Source organism: Sulfitobacter sp. G21635-S1 (assembly GCF_027213915.1).
Lineage (GTDB): Bacteria > Pseudomonadota > Alphaproteobacteria > Rhodobacterales > Rhodobacteraceae > Sulfitobacter.
Genome location: NZ_JAPWGV010000019.1, coordinates 96,931 through 112,818 on the forward strand (window position 1 = coordinate 96,931; position 15,888 = coordinate 112,818).

Genomic DNA, 15,888 nt, shown 5'->3' on the forward strand with positions numbered 1-15,888 from the left:
CAGCGGGTTTCGCAACATCGACGGTCTTTCACCCGACGTTTCACAATCAGGGGGCGGCAGGCGGTATGATCGGCAATTTGCTGGAGGCTTTCATCTCTTTCAAGGACAGGTTCGAACGAATGCTCGTCACCCCCGGCAGCCGGCGCAGGGTGCTGTCGACAAAGCTGCTGTAATCGTCCAGATCCCGCGCCACGACGATCAGCAGGAAATCATCCGCCCCGGTGGTGTTGTGACAGGCAAGGATGTTTGGCGTCGTCTCCACGATCCGCTGAAATTCCGCCGTTGCGGCCTGATCGTGTTCGGAACAGCGCAGCTGCACAAAGGCCATCACACCCAGTCCCAGCTTGCGGCGGTTCAGGTTGGCCTGATAGCCTTCTATGATCCCGTTTTCCTCCAGCCGTTTCAGCCGCCGCCAGCAGGGCGTTTCGCTCATCCCCAGCTTTTCGGACAGCTTCGCATTGGTCATCCGCCCGTCACTTTGCAGCAGGGACAGCAAATGGGCGTTCACGGCGTCAATCTCGGGCAAGGGCAGAAACCTTTCGAAACTTGTCGGATAAGAGGGGTTCTCACTCAAGAATACCAGAAATCCTGCAAGATTGGCAAAGTTGTTTCCCTGCTGAACGCTATGATCACCCCGATTCACACTCCAAAACGAAAGCCCCGCCATGAAAGCCCTCATGTTCGAAAAGTTCCAAGAAGCGCCCAGGCTGGTCACGGTGGCTGATCCCAGCCCGCAGGCGCATGGCGTGGTGCTGAAGGTCGCGGCCACAGGTGTCTGCCGCAGCGACTGGCACGGGTGGATGGGCCATGACAGCGACGTCGATCTGCCGCATGTGCCGGGCCACGAACTGGCCGGCGTGGTCGAAGCGGTGGGCAAGGATGTGACCAACTGGAAGGTGGGGGACAAGGTGACCGTGCCCTTCATCTGCGGCTGCGGCAGCTGTCCGGAATGCCACGCAGGCCATCAGCAGGTGTGCCTGCATCAGGAACAGCCGGGTTTCACCCACTGGGGCTCTTTCGCGGAATATGTCGGCATCCATCAGGCCGATCTGAATCTCGTGGCGCTGCCCGAAACGATGGATTTCGCCACGGCGGCCAGCCTTGGCTGCCGCTTCGCCACCTCCTTCCGCGCCGTGATTGATCAGGGCAAGGTCAGGGCGGGCCAATGGGTGGCCGTGCATGGCTGCGGCGGCGTGGGGCTCTCTGCGGTGATGATCGCCACCGCCGCCGGGGCCAATGTGATCGGCGTGGACCTCGACCCGGCCAAGCTGGCCCTGGCGCAAAAACTGGGTGCCGTGGCCGTGATCAACGGGGGCGAGGCCGATGTCCCCGAGGCAATCCGGGAGATCACCCGCGGCGGGGCGCATGTCTCCCTCGATGCGCTGGGCCATACCGTGACCATGACCAACTCCATCCTCTGCCTGCGGCCAAGGGGCAAACACATCCAGGTCGGCCTGATGCTGGGCGAACATGCGGCCCCGGCCATTCCCATGCCCAGGATCGTGGGGCAGGAGATCGAATTGCTCGGCTCGCACGGGATGCAGGCGCACCGCTACGGCGCGATGCTGGACATGGTGGCCAGTGGCAAGCTGGATCCCGCGCGGCTGGTGGGCGACCGGATCAGCCTTGCCGAGGCACCGCAGGCCCTGATGAACATGGACAAGTTTCAATCCGTGGGTGCCACGGTCATCACCCGGTTCTGAACCATGGGTGGCATTGGTTTCACCGACGGCGGCAATATGCCCGCCGCGCCAGGGCAGCGCGAAAGGTCTGGGGCATGTTCGAGAAACTAGAGGAGTACCCGGTCGATCCCATCATGATCGGGGCGGATTACTTTGCCCAGGACCCGCGCCGCGACAAGCTCAACCTGACAGTGGGGATCTATCAGGACCAGGACGGCCAAACACCGGTTCTGCGCGCCGTGAAGGAGGCGGAGCGGCGGCTGGTCGAGACGCAGATGACAAAATCCTACCTCGCCCTGACCGGCGACGCCGAATATTGCGCGGTGCTGGGGCAGGAAATTCTGGGCGCGGCCTTTGGTGCGGATTGGGTTGCGGCGCAGACCTCGGGCGGGGCCGTGGCCCTGCGGGTCATGGCGGACCTGCTGGCGCAGATGCCTGAACCGCCCAACGTATGGCTGCAAACGCCGACCTACGGCAACTACGTCCCGATCCTGAGCGCAGCCGGGGCCCGCTTTGCTGCCGTGCCTTATTACGATCCGATTGCGCGTCAGATTACCTTTGATCAGATGCTGGCGGGGCTGAATGCCGCCCGGCCCGGCGATGTCTTCCTGATGCAGGGCGTATGCCACAACCCGACAGGCGCCGACATGACGCCAGAGCAGTTTGCCGCCCTGCTCGATCTGCTGGAGGCGCGCGGGATCATCCCATGGATCGATCTTGCCTACCTCGGATTCGCCCAGGGCTTTGACGCGGATTGCGCCATGGCCCGGCAGGTCGCCGCGCGCTTTGCCGAATGTATCGTCTGCGTCACGCTTTCCAAATCGTTTGGCATCTACCGCGACCGCGCCGGGGCGTTGTTCGTGAAAACCCGGCAAGCCGACCGCGCCCGCATGCACCGCGCCGTCTCTGCCATCGTGCGCGCCAGCGCGTCCCATGCCCCCGATCACGGCCCATCCGTGGTACGTACCATCCTGCAGGATCAGGTGTTAAAGGCGCTCTGGCTGCAGGAACTGGACCAGATGCGCGCCCGCGTGGCACAGGTGCGTACCGCTATCGCAGAGACCGAAGTGAATGATTTCGGCACGCAGGAGCTGGCCTATTTCGCCCGGCAATCGGGGATGTTTTCCCTGCTGCCGCTGACAGAGGGTCAGGAAAAGGCGCTGACCGCGGAGCATGGCATTCACGTCGTCAAAGGCGGCCGGGTCAACGTCGCGCGCCTCGGCTCCGGCGATATCGGCTGGCTGATCCGTGCCGTACATGCGGTGAGGGCGCAGGCGTAGCCGGTGCCATCCCCGGCGCGGGCCGCGACTGACCTGGTCTACACCTTTTGCAGGTCACACCAGATCCGGCAACATGCCCCGGCGATACACCGTTCCGGCATCAGGAGGCGGCTTTGACCTGAGACAAATCAAATCGCCAATGTCCCGAATGCGCACAGCGCGGCAGGGTATGGGCTACTCAAGCTTAAAGCGTCCGACCTTTACCCTGAAGCATCCAGCGACATGAATGTCCCGAGAGCGCCGCAGGCGCGGCAGGGTATTCATGTCTCGGGTTTAAGGTCGGGCGCTCTAAGGCGGGGCGCTTTCATCGGCACTGACCGGGGCGCGGGGCCCGTTACCCCTCCGGCGGCAGCATCTGCGGATTCCAGACGATTTCCCACAGGTGCCCGTCAGGGTCGCAGAAATAGCCCGCGTAGCCGCCATAGAATGTGTCCTGTGCGGGTTTGATTATCCTGGCACCGGCCTGTGCCGCGGCCGCAAGGTTCTGATCCACCTCTTCGCGCCGCGCCACATTATGCCCGATGGTGACCGCTGTCGGGCTGACCGGCTGCACCGCCAGCCCGGTATCATGGGCAATGTCGGCCTGCGCCCACAGGGCCAGCTTCATGCCGCCGGACAGGTCGAAAAACGCAACCGCGCCATGATCGTACTCCTGCCCGATGATGCCTTCTGTCGGCAGCCCGAGGCCGTCGCGGTAGAATGCCAGCGAACGTTCGAGATCGGCGACACCAAGTGTGAGAACGGATATTCCGGGTTTCATGTCATGCCCTTTCCTATCGGCGCCCGCACCATGCAGACGCCTGGATAGTCTTGGGCCGCTGACAATCAGCAGAAGGACCCGCAGGGCGCGGGGGCCGGGCCAACCTTCCCGAGCCTGACCTGTTTCAGACCCGTCAAGGATAGACAGCGCCCCGGCGCCGGTCAAGAAGGGCAGGTCAGCTTCCCGACAAACGGCAGGGCCTGTTTTCAACCCCGCTTCGCGATCACGGATGCGACAGCGTTCAGCAAATCGACCTGTCGCACGGGTTTCATCAGGCGGATGTCATCGGCGTGCAAGCCGTTGCCGTGGACCATGGCCTCATTGGCATAGCCCGACATGAAGATGAAGGCGGCGTCGGGGTCCATCGCCCGAATGGCTTTCGCCAGATGGGTGCCCTGCAACTTCCCCGGCATGACAATATCTGTCGCGATCAGGTCAAAACTCGGGTCCTTTTCCCAAAGGGCCATTGCATCGTCGCCGGAGGGTGCGGTCGTGACCTCGATGCCGGCCCGCACCAGAATATCCTCAAGCGCGATCAGAAGGTCGGCGTTGTCTTCGACCAGCAAGATCCGCTTGCCCGCGAGATGCGATATATCCCGGGGCAGGGCAGCGGCCGCCCTGGTCTTGCCACCCTCCAGGGCCGCTTTGAAATACAGTTTCAGCGTCGTGCCGGTGTTCCTCTCCGAATAGATGCGGACCGTCCCGTTCGACTGTTTCATGAAGCCCTGAACCATGGACAGCCCAAGCCCCGTCCCCTGGCCGGTCGGCTTGGTCGAGAAGAACGGCTCGAATACCCGTTTCAAATCTTCTTCCCCGATCCCGACGCCGGTATCGCTGACCGCTATCATCACATAGCGCCCCGGCACCAGATCTTCGCCACGGTCCTCGATATATTCATTGTCGATGCGGACATTGGCGGTCTCAATCGTCAGCCGGCCACCGTCGGGCATGGCATCCCGCGCATTCAGCATCAGGTTCAAAAGCGCGTTCTTGGCCAGACTTTCATCGGCGGTAAATCGCCACAGGTTCGCCAGCAGCGAGGTCTCGATCTGAATGTTCGCGGGCAAAAGCCGGTTCGACCAGTTCAACACATCGCGGATCATGTCATTGGCCTGCAGCAGGGTCGGTTCCAAATGTGAACGGCGCGCAAAACCCAGCATGTTCCGGGTAAGGTCGGCACCGCGCTGCGTCGCATCAATCACGTTTTCTATGTAATCCGCATGCCCGGCGTAATCGGGTTCAGTCTGCAGCAGCTCCAGATTTCCAAGGATGACGGCGAGGATATTGTTGAAATCATGCGCCATGCCACCCGCGAGATTGCCGATGGCCTCCATCTTTTGCGACTGGCGAAGTTCGTTTTCCATATCGACCAGCATGGAAACATCCTGCAGCGTGCCGGCCATGCCTATGATCTCTCCCCCGGCATCCAGAATGACCTCTCCGCTGTCGACGACATTCACGATCGACCCGTCAGGGCGCCGCATACGGTGCAGGTTTGAAAACTGCCCCTTTTCCGCCTGCGCCAGATCGACCGCTGCGCGCAGCTTGGCCCGGTCCTCCTCCAGGACAAAGGCCCAGCCCTCTTCGACCGTCGTCGGAAAATTTCCGGGTTCAAGCCCGCAGATCCGGCCCACGGCTTCGGACCAGTAGAGATCGCCCTTGAGGTCGGATTTCCAGCGCCCGAGCCGGGCGATGCGTTCCGCCTGAAGAAGAAATGTTTCCTGCTCCTGCAGCTTCAGCTTGTCGGTTTCGGCCTGACGGCGCCGTCTTGATTGCACGACGGCAACCGCCAGGGCCCCCGCCACGACGGAAGATGCAAACAGAAGGGCCACGGCATAGAGGATGGCCCGTCGGCGTGCCATCACATCCAGAATCTTGCGTTCGAATTCTTTGATGCTCTGCGCGGCGTCCGTATCCGATACGCGAACGCGCTCATCGACCTCGGCAATTGTCAGCTGATCCCGTATGTCGCGGGTCCTATCCAGCATTTCGCGATAGGTCGCCAAAGTCGACCTCAGGTCGGTCATCTGTTCCTTAATGCCCAAATTCGCGGCCTGAACTTCAATCTCTGAGATCGCGACAACAGCGATGTTGTAGTCTTCCAGGGCCGCGTCCAGATACCCCGTCTCGTCGGGGCGCAGCACGTGATTCTTGAAATTATGGATGAACCCGGCATAGCCGATTGACCGTTCAAGCAGCAGAAACAGGCGCGGCAATGTATAGGATGCACGCTCATAATAGACAAAACGCTGGCCGAGCAACACCATCGCGAAAATGACACAGACAGCGGCCAGCAGCAGCAACGGCCTGTGCAAATTCGATAATTTCATGTTCTCAAGCCTCGTTTGAGGGCGCGGGGATTATGCATAGTCGAGATTTTTGTTTTCAACTTCAAGCCGACACATTCAATTGGATGCAATGACCACCCCGGCCAATGCCCCTGCCAGGCCCCCGTGGTTTGTCGTGAACCTCGCATGGGCGCATGCATAGACTCAACTTCTTGCATTCTCGTCAACAAGCCAGCCCTGCCTGAGTTCTTGGGTCTGGATGGACGTCGGCCGCCACCAAAATGATCATCCAGTGCAGCGAAGACTGGTATGGGTCCCTTCCGGCGCCTCAGGCTTGTTCGGGGTCGGGGTGGCAGTGATCGGCGGCGTTCTGCCTAGTCGCCCCTTGCGGATGCGGCGCTTTCCAGGTTGCGGATCAGATCCTTCAGCGTGGCGATGAAGGTCGCATATCTTTCGCTGCCGATCGCATCATTCAGCGATTGCAGGTGCCCGATGGCTTTCGCCTCCATCATGGCCTGCTGCCTGATGCCCTTTTCGGTGGCGACGCTCAGATGGATCCGGCGGTCGCTGGCCGATCTGAGACGCACGATCATCCCCTCGTCTTCCATCCACCGCAGCGCCTTGGTCACACTGGATTTGTCGCGCGCCGAGGCGGTGCCGATCTGGGTCTGGCTGATATGCGGGTTGCGCACGATCAGGGTCAGGATGGTGAAATAACCCGGATGCAGGGCATCATCGCCCAGACGCGCCCGGAAATCCTCATATGCCGTCTCATGGGCGCGGCGCAGATACATACCGATGAATTCGTGCAAAATGCCATGGTCCAATGTGTCGGTGTCCGGGGCCTGTACCGACCCATAGGACAGCACGTCGCCATCCCTGATCCCCGGAGCTGCATCGTATGTCTTCTTGTCCATATTCACCGCGCCATCAGAGGAAGGACCATCACGATCCATGGGAAAGCAATTATGATAATGATCCGGACAATATCAGCCAGAACAAATGGCAGGATCCCCCGGTACATCTGACCGACCGACAGGTCGCTGATGACGGATTTGATGACAAAAAGGTTCAGCCCCACCGGCGGCGTGATCAGCGAAAGTTCCGTCACCATCACCGCAAAGATCCCGAACCAGATCGGATCAAACCCCATCTGTGTCACGATGGGAAAGAATATCGGGATGGTCAGCAGGATCATGGAGAGGCTTTCCATGAACATGCCCAGAAACAGATAGATCACGAGGATGGCAAAGATCACCGCCATCGGGCCAAGGCCCAGCGAGGTGATCAGATCCGACAGGGCGGCGGGCAGGCCGATCAGGTTCATGAAGTTGGAAAAGACCAGGGCCCCGATCAGCACCAGGAACAGGCTGGCCGTGGTGGTCACGGTTTCCACCAGCGAGGCGATCAGCCCCTCCCAGGACAGGGCGCGCCGCCACAGGGCAAAGGCCAGCGCGCCGGTTGCGCCAACGCCCCCCGCCTCGGTCGGGGTAAAGACACCCTGGTAAAGCCCGCCGATGATGCCGATGAAAAGCAGCAGGATGGGCCCGACGCTGCGCAGGTATCGCAGCCGTTCGGCCCAGTCCGCGCGCGGGGCCGCAGGCGCGCAGGCAGGATCGATCTGCGCGGCAATCCGGATCGCCGCCAGGTAAAGCAGGATCGCCAGCACACCGGGCAGGATGCCCGCGATGAACAGCGAGCCGATGTCCGTCCCGGTCGCGATCCCGTAAAGCACAAGGATCACCGAAGGCGGGATCAGGATGCCCAGGGTGCCGCCCGCCGCAACGGCAGAGGCCGCGAAACCATCGGCATAGCCATAGCGGCGCATCTCCGGCACGGCGACCTTTGCCATCGTGGCCGCCGTCGCCAGCGAAGAGCCGCTCAGCGCCGAGAAACCGCCGCAGGCCAGGATCGTCGCCGCCGCCAGACCGCCGCGCATATGCCCCACGAACCCGTGACAGAGCCGGTAGAGATCCTCCGACATCCGTGCCCGTGTCACGAAGACCCCCATCAGGATGAACATCGGCAAAACCGACAGCTCATAGGACATCGTGGCGTTGATCGGCAGCTGGCCGATCATGCCCATGGCGGTGCGGTCCGAAATATTGATCCAGATGCCCGACAGGCCGACCAACAGCATCGCCAGCGCAATGGGCATGCCGCCCATCATCATCACAAAGACCCCGGCAAAGGCCAGACCGGAGATTTCCCAGACCGCCATCAGAAACCACCGCCCGTCTCGGATACGGCGGGACGCGCCCGCCTCAGCACATCAATGGCACAGATGAGAAAGGCGAGGGCGGCAACCGCCAGAAACACCGCCATGCCCTGGGCAATCAACCCCTTGGGCACCCGCAGTTCCATCGTGACCTCGTTATAGGTCAGCAGCCGCTCACCCTGCAGCCAGACCCGCCAGGACACAAAGGCCATCAGCGCCGCACCCACAAGATCCGACAGGAAGGTTGCAACCGCCAGCACCTTCGGGGGCAGCCGCTCGGTCAGGATCGTCACGGTGATGTTGCCCCGCCTGCGCACCATCAGCGGCACGGCGGTAAAGACAATCAGCCCCATGCCGATCTCGATCATCTCGAACCCGCCCATCAGCGGACTGCGGAACCCATACCGCATCACGACACCGGTAAAGGTGACAGCCATCACGAAAAAGGCGATCAGCCCGGACAGCCAGGCAAGCGCCAGACACAATCTGTCAAAAAGGGTAATGGCGGCTGTCACGGTGATCTTCCCTCCGGTGCGCGCGGGTGACGGAATGAAAAAGGCGGCACCTTCTGCAATGCCGCCTAGGCTCTGGACCCATTAATTCTATATACTCAGCGGTGATTTCACGAGATTTCAATGGTTTGGGGCGTGCAGCCAATAGTGGCTCTATTTGCAAGCGACCCAAGACGTTGAAATGAAGTGAAATCGCCGCCCGTCGCTCCAAAGGAGCGCCGAGTCATGTAGGCACGCCTTTGGCGTGACGGGTTTGACGGATTTTCCCGCAGCCCATTGCCCGGCAGGGCATTGCGCAGCAATGTCCCGAGAGGAGGCGTCACATCTGCTTGGAATAGAACCACTATTCCTGCGCAGATGTTCCTGGTCTGCGAAAAAAATCTGTCAAACTGAGCATATAGAATTAATGGGTCCAGAGCCTTACAGGGTTACTTTACCACATTCACCACTTTGTCCGTGCGGTAGTTCTCGACCATGTCCCGCGCATATTGCAGGATCGCATCCCCGTCGAAGCCCTTTTCCGAGGCCTGCGCCAGCCATTCGGCCTCCAGCGGCTTCAGCTTTTCGCGCGCGGCGGCGACATCTGCCTCGGGCAGGGTCACGAATTCCACATTGTTTTCGTTCAGCTTCGCTTCGCCATGCTTGTCGCCATTGGTCCAGGCAAAGCCGGAGAGCATGGCGATGGCCATGCCCGAATGTTTCTCGACCGCGGCGCGTTCCTCATCGCTCAGACTGTCCCAGCTGTCCTGATTGAAGGCGACCCAGAAGGTATCGGTATAAAGCCCGCCGGGAATCCGCGTGATCGAGGAGATGACCGGGGTGATGCCGAAAAAGTCGATGGATTCAGACGGGAAGGTGATGCCATCGGCCACACCGCGCGACATGGCGGTCTGCGCTTCGGTCGGGGGCAATTGCACCGGCGATGCGCCCAGTTCGGACATGATGCGCCCGGTGACATTGCCGCCAACGCGGATCGTCTTGCCCTCCAGATCGGCAAGCGTGTCGACCCGGCCCTTTGCCATGTTGATGTTGGGGTTCGAATGGGTGAACAGCCCCACCACATGCGCGCCCTCATGCTCGCCATATTCGGCGCCGTACTTCTGGTAGGTCAGCCAGGAGGCCGCAGAGCCGGCCCAGGGATCGGGCGACATGAACGGCAGGTCCATGACCTGCGTCATGGTGAAACGGCCCGCGTTATGGCCGGACACGCCATAGCCGACGTCAAAGGCCTGATCCAGCAACAGGTCGAACTGCGCAGGCGGCGGGCCCAGCGGCGATGTCATGATCTCGAACTTCAGCGACCCGCCGGTTTCCTCTTCGATGGCCGTGGCCCAGGGCTGCAGGATACCCGAAACGATCAGGTGATGCGGCGGCAGCCAGGACCCGATCCGCATGGTCTTGGTGTCCTGCGCCAATGCGGGCAATGCCGCGACAGTCATGGCCGCCGCCAATGTCCAGGTCGTAAAGTGTTTCATCTTACTCTCCCTTGTGTGTTGCGGCCTTCGCCGCGCTTACGTCAAAATTGTCAAAGCTTGCTCGGCCCACTCAGTTTGAAGATTTCCAGGGCATCCGCCGTCTCGCCGCCGCGCACGGTCAGCAGGCGGAACTGTTCCGCAGCCATGGCGGTGAAGGGCACCGGCGAGGTGCAGGAGCGCGCCAGCGCACAGACCGAATCCAGATCCTTCAACATGGTATAGACATGCCCCAGGGGCGGCTCATGCTGCGCATTGACCATGCGGGGCAGGAAGATCTGCAAGGGCTTGCTGTCCGCAAACCCGCCCGCCAGGGCCTCCGGCAGCCGCGTGGCGTCCACACCCGCATTGGTGGCAAGGCGCGCGGCCTCGGCCAGCACCGCCATGGTGCAGCCGACAATGACCTGGTTGCACAGCTTGGTGGTCTGCCCGGCCCCCGAAGGCCCCATCAGCGTAAACCGCGCGGCCATGTCCAGCACGGTGCTCTCGACCCGGTCAAAGACCTCTTGCGTGCCACCGGCCATGATCGCCAGCGTGCCCGCCTCGGCCCCCGGCACGCCACCCGAAACCGGCGCGTCGATCCAGTCCATCCCGGTCTCGGATTTCAGCCGCTCCGCCATCCTGACCGATGCATCCGGCTGGATCGAGGAGAAATCGACCAGAACGCTGCCCTTGCGCGCGCCCCTGGCCACGCCGTTTTCGCCAAAAACGGCCTCTTCCACGGCATTTGTGTCGGTAAGACACAGGAACACGATATCGGACCGGCCGGCCACATCGGCGGGGCTTTCCCCCATCGCGGCACCCTTGTCCACAAGCCCCTGCGCCTTGGCCGCTGTGCGGTTCCAGACGGTCAGCGGATGGCCCGCCGCCAGCAGCCGTGCCGCCATGGGGGTCCCCATCAGACCGGTGCCGATATAGCCCAGTGTTGCCGTCTTGGTCATGTCGTCTTTCCTTTCCTGCGGGTTTCCGGCCATTGCGCATTGCCCGCATGGGTCACGGCACCTTCATGGGCCTGTCCCACCGTCGCCGCATATTTCGACAGCAGACCGGCGCGATGCCGCGTTTCCGGTGCCGTCCAGCCTTCGCGGCGGCGGGCCAGTTCATCCTCTGACACGTCCAGCGTGATCGTCGCGGCCTTGCCGTCGATGGTGATGCTGTCGCCGTTCTGCACCAGCCCCATCGGGCCGCCGGTCGCAGCCTCGGGCGCGGCATGGCCGATGCACATGCCCCGCGTCGCGCCGGAGAAACGGCCATCGGTCAGCAGGGCAACCTTCTCTCCCATGCCCTGCCCATAGATCAGCGCCGTCAGGCCCAGCATTTCGCGCATGCCGGGGCCGCCCACGGGTCCTTCGTTCCGCACGATCAGAACCTCGCCTGCCTTGTAGTCGCGCGAATGGACCGCCTCCACTGCGTCATCCTCGCTCTCGAACACGCGCGCCGTGCCGGTAAAGGTCAGCGATTTCAGCCCCGCCACCTTGAGCAGCGCCCCATCCGGGCAAAGGTTCCCCTTCAGGACAACCACGCCGCCCGATTGCATGATGGCGTCGGACACGGGGCGGATGATCTCACCATCCGGTGCCGGCGCATGGGCGACCTCCTCGGCCAGGGTCCGGCCCGTCACGGTCAGCGTATCGCCATGCATGAACCCATGGGCGATCAGCTCCTTGATCACCACATGCGCGCCGCCGATCTCATAGACATCCCTGGCATGGTATTTCCCGCCGGGACGCAGGTTGCCGATGAAGGGTGTCCGCTGCAGCACCGCGGCAACGTCATCGGCGGTAAACTTGATGCCCGCCTCATGGGCAATCGCCGGAATATGCAGCGCGGTATTGGTTGACCCGCCGGTCGCCGCCACAATGGCGCAGGCATTCTCAAGCGCCTTGCGCGTGACAATCTCGCGCGGCAGCGGGCCGCCCCGTTCGATCAGTTCCATCACCAGCGCGCCCGCACGCTGGCCCACGCCCTTGCGTTCCGAATAGACGCCGGGGATCATCGAGGAATTGGGCACCGTCATGCCCAAAGCCTCTGACACCATGGCCATCGTATTGGCGGTGAACTGGCCCGCACAGGCGCCGATGGTCGGCTTGCAGGCCTCTTCAAGCTGGGTCAGCTCATCTTCGGTCATCGTGCCGGCCTGCACCGCGCCCACCGCTTCATAGGTGTCCAGAACGCTGACATCGCGGCCCTGGAACCGCCCGGGCAGGGCCGATCCGCCATAGACAAAGACAGCGGGCACATTGCAGCGCACCATGCCCATGATGACGCCGGGCAAAGTCTTGTCGCAGCCGCCATAGCCGACGATGCCGTCATAGGCATGGCCATGAATCACCGCCTCGATGCTGTCGGCGATGATCTCGCGGCTGACCAGGCTGAACTTCATGCCCTCATGGTTCATCCCCACCCCGTCCGAGACAGAGATCGTGGTGAATTCGCGCGGCGTGCCACCGGCCATCGCGATGCCTTCCTTGGCATATTCGACCTGCTGGTAATGGGTCATGTTGCAGGGCGTGGTTTCACCCTTCTGGCTGACAACCCCCACCATCGGCCTGGCAATCGCGGCGTCGTCCAGCCCCATGGCATGCATGAATGCGCGGTGCGGGCTGCGGTCGATGCCATCCGTCGTGATTCGCGAACGAAGTGGCTTTTTGTCAGACGATGCCATGGTTGCCGCCTCCAAAGAAAGTTTCATGAAAGAAGGTTTATGCTTGAACCAAACCACCGAATCCCGTTTTCTGTCAACAATGAATCCAGGGCGGTACACATGAAGCTGATATCCAACATCTCGATGATGTTCTGCGAAGTTCCACTGATCGAAAGGCTGCGCGCCGCGCGGGACGCCGGGTTTCAGGGCGTCGAAATCCAGTTCCCCGAACTGGCCGAAATTGAACCCCTGAAGGAGGCATCTCAGGCGCTGGCCATGCCCATCACCCTGATCAACGTGCCGCGCGGACCGGGTGACGCCGTCGGCCTTGCCGCATTGCCCGGTGAACAGGACGCCTTCCGCACCGCCGTTGCCACCTGCGCCGGACAGGCCGCGGCACTGGGCGTGCGCAAGGTCAATGTGCTCTCCGGCAGGCCGCCCGAGGGCGCCTCCCCTGCGGAATGTCTGGCGGTGTTAAAGGCCAATCTTGTCCATACCGCAGATGTCATGGCCGAAATCGGTGTGCAGGTCATGGTCGAACCGGTGAACCGCGATGATGTGCCGGGGTTCTTCCTCTCCGGTCTCGACCCTGCGCTGAACCTGCTGGAGGAGATAGACCACCCCAATCTGGCGCTGCAGTTCGACCTTTACCATATGGCCATCACCGAACCGGACCTGCCTGCCGCCATCCGCCGCGCAGGCGCGCGGATCGGCCATGTGCAATTCGCCGACACGCCGGGCCGCCACGAACCCGGCACCGGCATGATCGACTTTCCCGCTGCCTTTGCGGCCCTGCGCGCCACCGGCTACGATGCAGAGGTCTCTGCCGAGTACCGGCCCCTGGAAAACACCGGCGACGCGCTTGAATGGATCACGGATTTCAAAAGGATGATGGCATGACGGACCTCCGGACGCTGACGCAGAAGATTTTCGACGATGTGCTGAAGGGCAATGCCTTTGACCCCTATGCCGAGGACCCGCCGCGCACATTGGCACAGGCCTATGCCATTCAGGACGCGCTGACCGCAGCCCTGTCCGACCCCGCGGTGCGCGGCCCGGTTGCGGGCTGGAAGATCGCCGCGAATTCGCAGCAGCTGATGGCACGTTTCAAGCTGAGCGAACCTGCAACCGGCCGCATTTTCGCCAGCCAGCGTATTGATGGCGAGGCATCCCTGAATGTGGCCGATTACACCGAATTCGCCATTGAGCCAGAGATCGTCGCGGTGATGAAAACGGGCCTCAACCCGCAAGACACCCCCTTCACCCGCGCGCAGGTCATGGGTGCCATCGACCGTTTCGTGCCGGGGATCGAGCTTCTGGACCTGCGGCACACCGACATGCCCAACACCCATATCCCCGACGCCATTGCCCAGAACATCTCCAACGTCGGCGCGGTGGTCGGCGGACCGGGCCTCGCGCCCGAAGACCTGAACGTCGGTGACCTGCAAACCACCCTGCACATCGACGGTGAGATCGTGCACGACGTCACCGGCGCCGCCCCGCAGGACCCGCTGGATGCGGTGACCTGGATCGCCAACCACCTGGCCGCGCGCGGCTTTGCGCTTGAGGCGGGCCAGGTCGTGTTCTGCGGCACCCACAGCCCGATCTGGTATCACAAGGGCAAGGGCCGGATCGAAGTCCAGATGTCCCGGCTCGGCACCGCGGCGCTGACGCTCAGCTGATCGCGCGGGCCGGCCGGCCAACCTCACCGCGGCAATGCGCTGTAGGGGCAGACATCCTCCCCGAACGGCACATGCCGCTGGCGAAACGCTGTCCCTTCGACCAGCACGGGCCCCGTGATGCGATCCATCCGGAAATGCCGGAAATCGCCCCGTGCGGGATCCCATGACACCAGATACCACAGCGGCGGCAGGATCAGCATCGCCTGCGGTTCGACCTCGCGGCGTGTCTCAATTCCCCTGGCATCGCAGTAGTCGAACCGCAGATGGCGGCGCTGCAGGAACGCGGTTTCAAAGGCGGGCAGCAATGCAGGGTCGATCGTGCCCATGTCCGACAGGTCCTGCAACGGGGACAGCTTGCCCACATGCAGGCAGTCCAGAAAACGGCGCAGGTCGCGCAGCTTGTCGCGGGGCAGGGTTCTTTCGATCTTTGCCAGCCCCGCATCGGCCAGATCGGAAAAGGGCAGGTGCCCCGCCGCCCGCATCGCCGCCACGCTGATCAGCAGCGCAAAAACCTCCGTCACCGCCAGCCGCGCGGTTGTCTGCATGGATTGCGGGTCAAGCTGCAGACCGCCGCCGCGCCCCGGTTCCGAATCTATGACAAATCCCTGTTCGCGCAGGGCACCGATGTCGCGCAGCACCGTGCGGCGCGAAACGCAGACCTCGCCGGCCAGCTGGTCAACCGTCGCGGTCCCCCTGCGGCGCAGGCTGCGGATGATGGCGTCATGACGGCTGCGAATATCCATTTCCGCAGCCTAGCACATTTGGTGACAAAATTTGGCACCATTTGAACATAGGGATTCTCCAATGACATCAAACCGGAGAAACCGACATGCAACGCACCGCCGTAAACCCCTGGGACTGGTCCCTGAAACTGGGCTATAATCAGGCCGAAATCATCGAAGGCGCATCGCGCCAGCTGATCTGCGCCGGCCAGACCGCCGTGGATGCAGAAGGCAATCCCCGGCATCCGGGCGACATGCGCGGCCAGATCGGTCTGGCGCTGGACAATCTCCAAGCGGTTCTGTCCGGCGCAGGCATGGAGCTTGGCCATGTCACACGACTGGCCATCTACACCACCGATGTGGATGAGGCGCTGAAGCATTTCGATCTGCTGGGCATGCGCTTCGGCGCCGCCCGCTGTGCCCCGCCGATGACCCTGCTTGGCGTCACCCGTCTGGCCATCCCCGGTCTGCTGTTCGAGATCGAGGCAACCGCCTGTGCCTGAGGCGGTCTGAAGGCAGGGGCAGGCAGCCGGCTCCGGTCGGCGTGCCTCAGGCTGCTGAAAAAGCACGTTCCTGCACCCGCTCCCCCCGAAACAACGAAATCGTTCTTCCACGACGCCAGCCACAA

Annotated in this window: 15 protein-coding genes; 5 read left to right on the forward strand and 10 right to left on the reverse strand. The window is 62.4% G+C overall.

Translation table 11 applies throughout. The annotated features are described in order from the left end of the window. Positions 1 to 46 precede the first annotated feature (46 nt). Positions 47 to 574, reverse strand: coding sequence for an Lrp/AsnC family transcriptional regulator (locus O4H53_RS17850; RefSeq protein WP_269365944.1), 528 nt, complete (start codon positions 572 to 574; stop codon positions 47 to 49). Positions 575 to 665: 91 nt separating this feature from the next. Between O4H53_RS17850 and O4H53_RS17855 the strand changes: the two genes are divergently transcribed. Together O4H53_RS17855 and O4H53_RS17860 are read left to right on the forward strand one after the other, a co-directional pair. Next, positions 666 to 1,703, forward strand: coding sequence for a zinc-dependent alcohol dehydrogenase family protein (locus O4H53_RS17855; protein ID WP_269365946.1), 1,038 nt, complete (start codon positions 666 to 668; stop codon positions 1,701 to 1,703). Positions 1,704 to 1,777: 74 nt separating this feature from the next. After that, positions 1,778 to 2,962, forward strand: coding sequence for an aromatic amino acid transaminase (locus O4H53_RS17860; protein WP_269365948.1), 1,185 nt, complete (start codon positions 1,778 to 1,780; stop codon positions 2,960 to 2,962). 334 nt (positions 2,963 to 3,296) lie between these two features. Here the strand turns inward: O4H53_RS17860 and O4H53_RS17865 are convergent, their stop codons facing one another. From O4H53_RS17865 to ilvD, 8 genes are all read right to left on the reverse strand, one after another. Then, complete coding sequence (locus O4H53_RS17865; RefSeq protein WP_269365950.1) at positions 3,297 to 3,722, reverse strand: VOC family protein; 426 nt, start codon at positions 3,720 to 3,722, stop codon at positions 3,297 to 3,299. Between the two features lie 206 nt (positions 3,723 to 3,928). Then, positions 3,929 to 6,052 carry a PAS domain-containing hybrid sensor histidine kinase/response regulator gene (locus tag O4H53_RS17870; protein ID WP_269365952.1) on the reverse strand — a complete coding sequence of 708 codons (2,124 nt, stop codon included), beginning with the start codon at positions 6,050 to 6,052 and terminating at the stop codon, positions 3,929 to 3,931. A gap of 332 nt (positions 6,053 to 6,384) precedes the next feature. Beyond that, positions 6,385 to 6,927, reverse strand: coding sequence for a MarR family winged helix-turn-helix transcriptional regulator (locus tag O4H53_RS17875; RefSeq protein WP_269365954.1), 543 nt, complete (start codon positions 6,925 to 6,927; stop codon positions 6,385 to 6,387). A gap of 2 nt (positions 6,928 to 6,929) precedes the next feature. After that, entirely contained in the window at positions 6,930 to 8,231 is a 1,302-nt protein-coding gene (locus tag O4H53_RS17880) for a TRAP transporter large permease (RefSeq protein ID WP_269365956.1), read from the reverse strand. Next, positions 8,231 to 8,743 carry a TRAP transporter small permease gene (locus O4H53_RS17885; RefSeq protein ID WP_269365958.1) on the reverse strand — a complete coding sequence of 171 codons (513 nt, stop codon included), beginning with the start codon at positions 8,741 to 8,743 and terminating at the stop codon, positions 8,231 to 8,233. Before O4H53_RS17885 ends, O4H53_RS17880 begins: the two co-directional genes overlap by 1 nt. A 425-nt stretch (positions 8,744 to 9,168) precedes the next feature. After that, a complete protein-coding gene (locus O4H53_RS17890; protein ID WP_269365960.1) occupies positions 9,169 to 10,215 on the reverse strand; it encodes a TRAP transporter substrate-binding protein in 1,047 nt (348 codons plus the stop codon). A gap of 50 nt (positions 10,216 to 10,265) precedes the next feature. Further along, on the reverse strand, positions 10,266 to 11,153 hold the full coding sequence (locus tag O4H53_RS17895) for an NAD(P)-dependent oxidoreductase (RefSeq protein ID WP_269365962.1): 888 nt from the start codon (positions 11,151 to 11,153) through the stop codon (positions 10,266 to 10,268). Beyond that, complete coding sequence (ilvD, locus tag O4H53_RS17900) at positions 11,150 to 12,904, reverse strand: dihydroxy-acid dehydratase (RefSeq protein ID WP_269365964.1); 1,755 nt, start codon at positions 12,902 to 12,904, stop codon at positions 11,150 to 11,152. Before ilvD ends, O4H53_RS17895 begins: the two co-directional genes overlap by 4 nt. Before the next feature lie 72 nt (positions 12,905 to 12,976). Here ilvD and O4H53_RS17905 point away from each other — a divergent pair, with 72 nt between their 5' ends. Both O4H53_RS17905 and O4H53_RS17910 read left to right on the forward strand, forming a co-directional pair. Continuing rightward, on the forward strand, positions 12,977 to 13,756 hold the full coding sequence (locus tag O4H53_RS17905) for a hydroxypyruvate isomerase family protein (protein ID WP_269365966.1): 780 nt from the start codon (positions 12,977 to 12,979) through the stop codon (positions 13,754 to 13,756). Beyond that, the gene (locus O4H53_RS17910) at positions 13,753 to 14,538 is read left to right on the forward strand and encodes a 2-keto-4-pentenoate hydratase (RefSeq protein WP_269365967.1); all 786 of its coding nucleotides are present in this window, start codon (positions 13,753 to 13,755) and stop codon (positions 14,536 to 14,538) included. Before O4H53_RS17905 ends, O4H53_RS17910 begins: the two co-directional genes overlap by 4 nt. Positions 14,539 to 14,561: 23 nt before the next feature. On the opposite strand, the gene O4H53_RS17915 is transcribed toward O4H53_RS17910, so the two are convergent. Continuing rightward, on the reverse strand, positions 14,562 to 15,281 hold the full coding sequence (locus O4H53_RS17915; RefSeq protein ID WP_269365969.1) for a helix-turn-helix transcriptional regulator: 720 nt from the start codon (positions 15,279 to 15,281) through the stop codon (positions 14,562 to 14,564). 86 nt (positions 15,282 to 15,367) lie between these two features. On the opposite strand from O4H53_RS17915, the gene O4H53_RS17920 reads away from it, so the two are divergent. Further along, positions 15,368 to 15,763 carry a RidA family protein gene (locus O4H53_RS17920; protein WP_269365971.1) on the forward strand — a complete coding sequence of 132 codons (396 nt, stop codon included), beginning with the start codon at positions 15,368 to 15,370 and terminating at the stop codon, positions 15,761 to 15,763. Positions 15,764 to 15,888 lie beyond the last annotated feature (125 nt).

Coding starts and splice junctions, on each gene's coding strand:
- ilvD (WP_269365964.1), bottom strand. CDS start 12,904: ATGAAACTTTCTTTGGAGGCGGCAACCATGGCATCGTCTGACAAAAAG.
- O4H53_RS17865 (WP_269365950.1), bottom strand. CDS start 3,722: ATGAAACCCGGAATATCCGTTCTCACACTTGGTGTCGCCGATCTCGAA.
- O4H53_RS17880 (WP_269365956.1), bottom strand. CDS start 8,231: ATGGCGGTCTGGGAAATCTCCGGTCTGGCCTTTGCCGGGGTCTTTGTG.
- O4H53_RS17890 (WP_269365960.1), bottom strand. CDS start 10,215: ATGAAACACTTTACGACCTGGACATTGGCGGCGGCCATGACTGTCGCG.
- O4H53_RS17860 (WP_269365948.1), top strand. CDS start 1,778: ATGTTCGAGAAACTAGAGGAGTACCCGGTCGATCCCATCATGATCGGG.
- O4H53_RS17870 (WP_269365952.1), bottom strand. CDS start 6,052: ATGAAATTATCGAATTTGCACAGGCCGTTGCTGCTGCTGGCCGCTGTC.
- O4H53_RS17905 (WP_269365966.1), top strand. CDS start 12,977: ATGAAGCTGATATCCAACATCTCGATGATGTTCTGCGAAGTTCCACTG.
- O4H53_RS17875 (WP_269365954.1), bottom strand. CDS start 6,927: ATGGACAAGAAGACATACGATGCAGCTCCGGGGATCAGGGATGGCGAC.
- O4H53_RS17895 (WP_269365962.1), bottom strand. CDS start 11,153: ATGACCAAGACGGCAACACTGGGCTATATCGGCACCGGTCTGATGGGG.
- O4H53_RS17855 (WP_269365946.1), top strand. CDS start 666: ATGAAAGCCCTCATGTTCGAAAAGTTCCAAGAAGCGCCCAGGCTGGTC.
- O4H53_RS17915 (WP_269365969.1), bottom strand. CDS start 15,281: ATGGATATTCGCAGCCGTCATGACGCCATCATCCGCAGCCTGCGCCGC.
- O4H53_RS17920 (WP_269365971.1), top strand. CDS start 15,368: ATGCAACGCACCGCCGTAAACCCCTGGGACTGGTCCCTGAAACTGGGC.
- O4H53_RS17910 (WP_269365967.1), top strand. CDS start 13,753: ATGACGGACCTCCGGACGCTGACGCAGAAGATTTTCGACGATGTGCTG.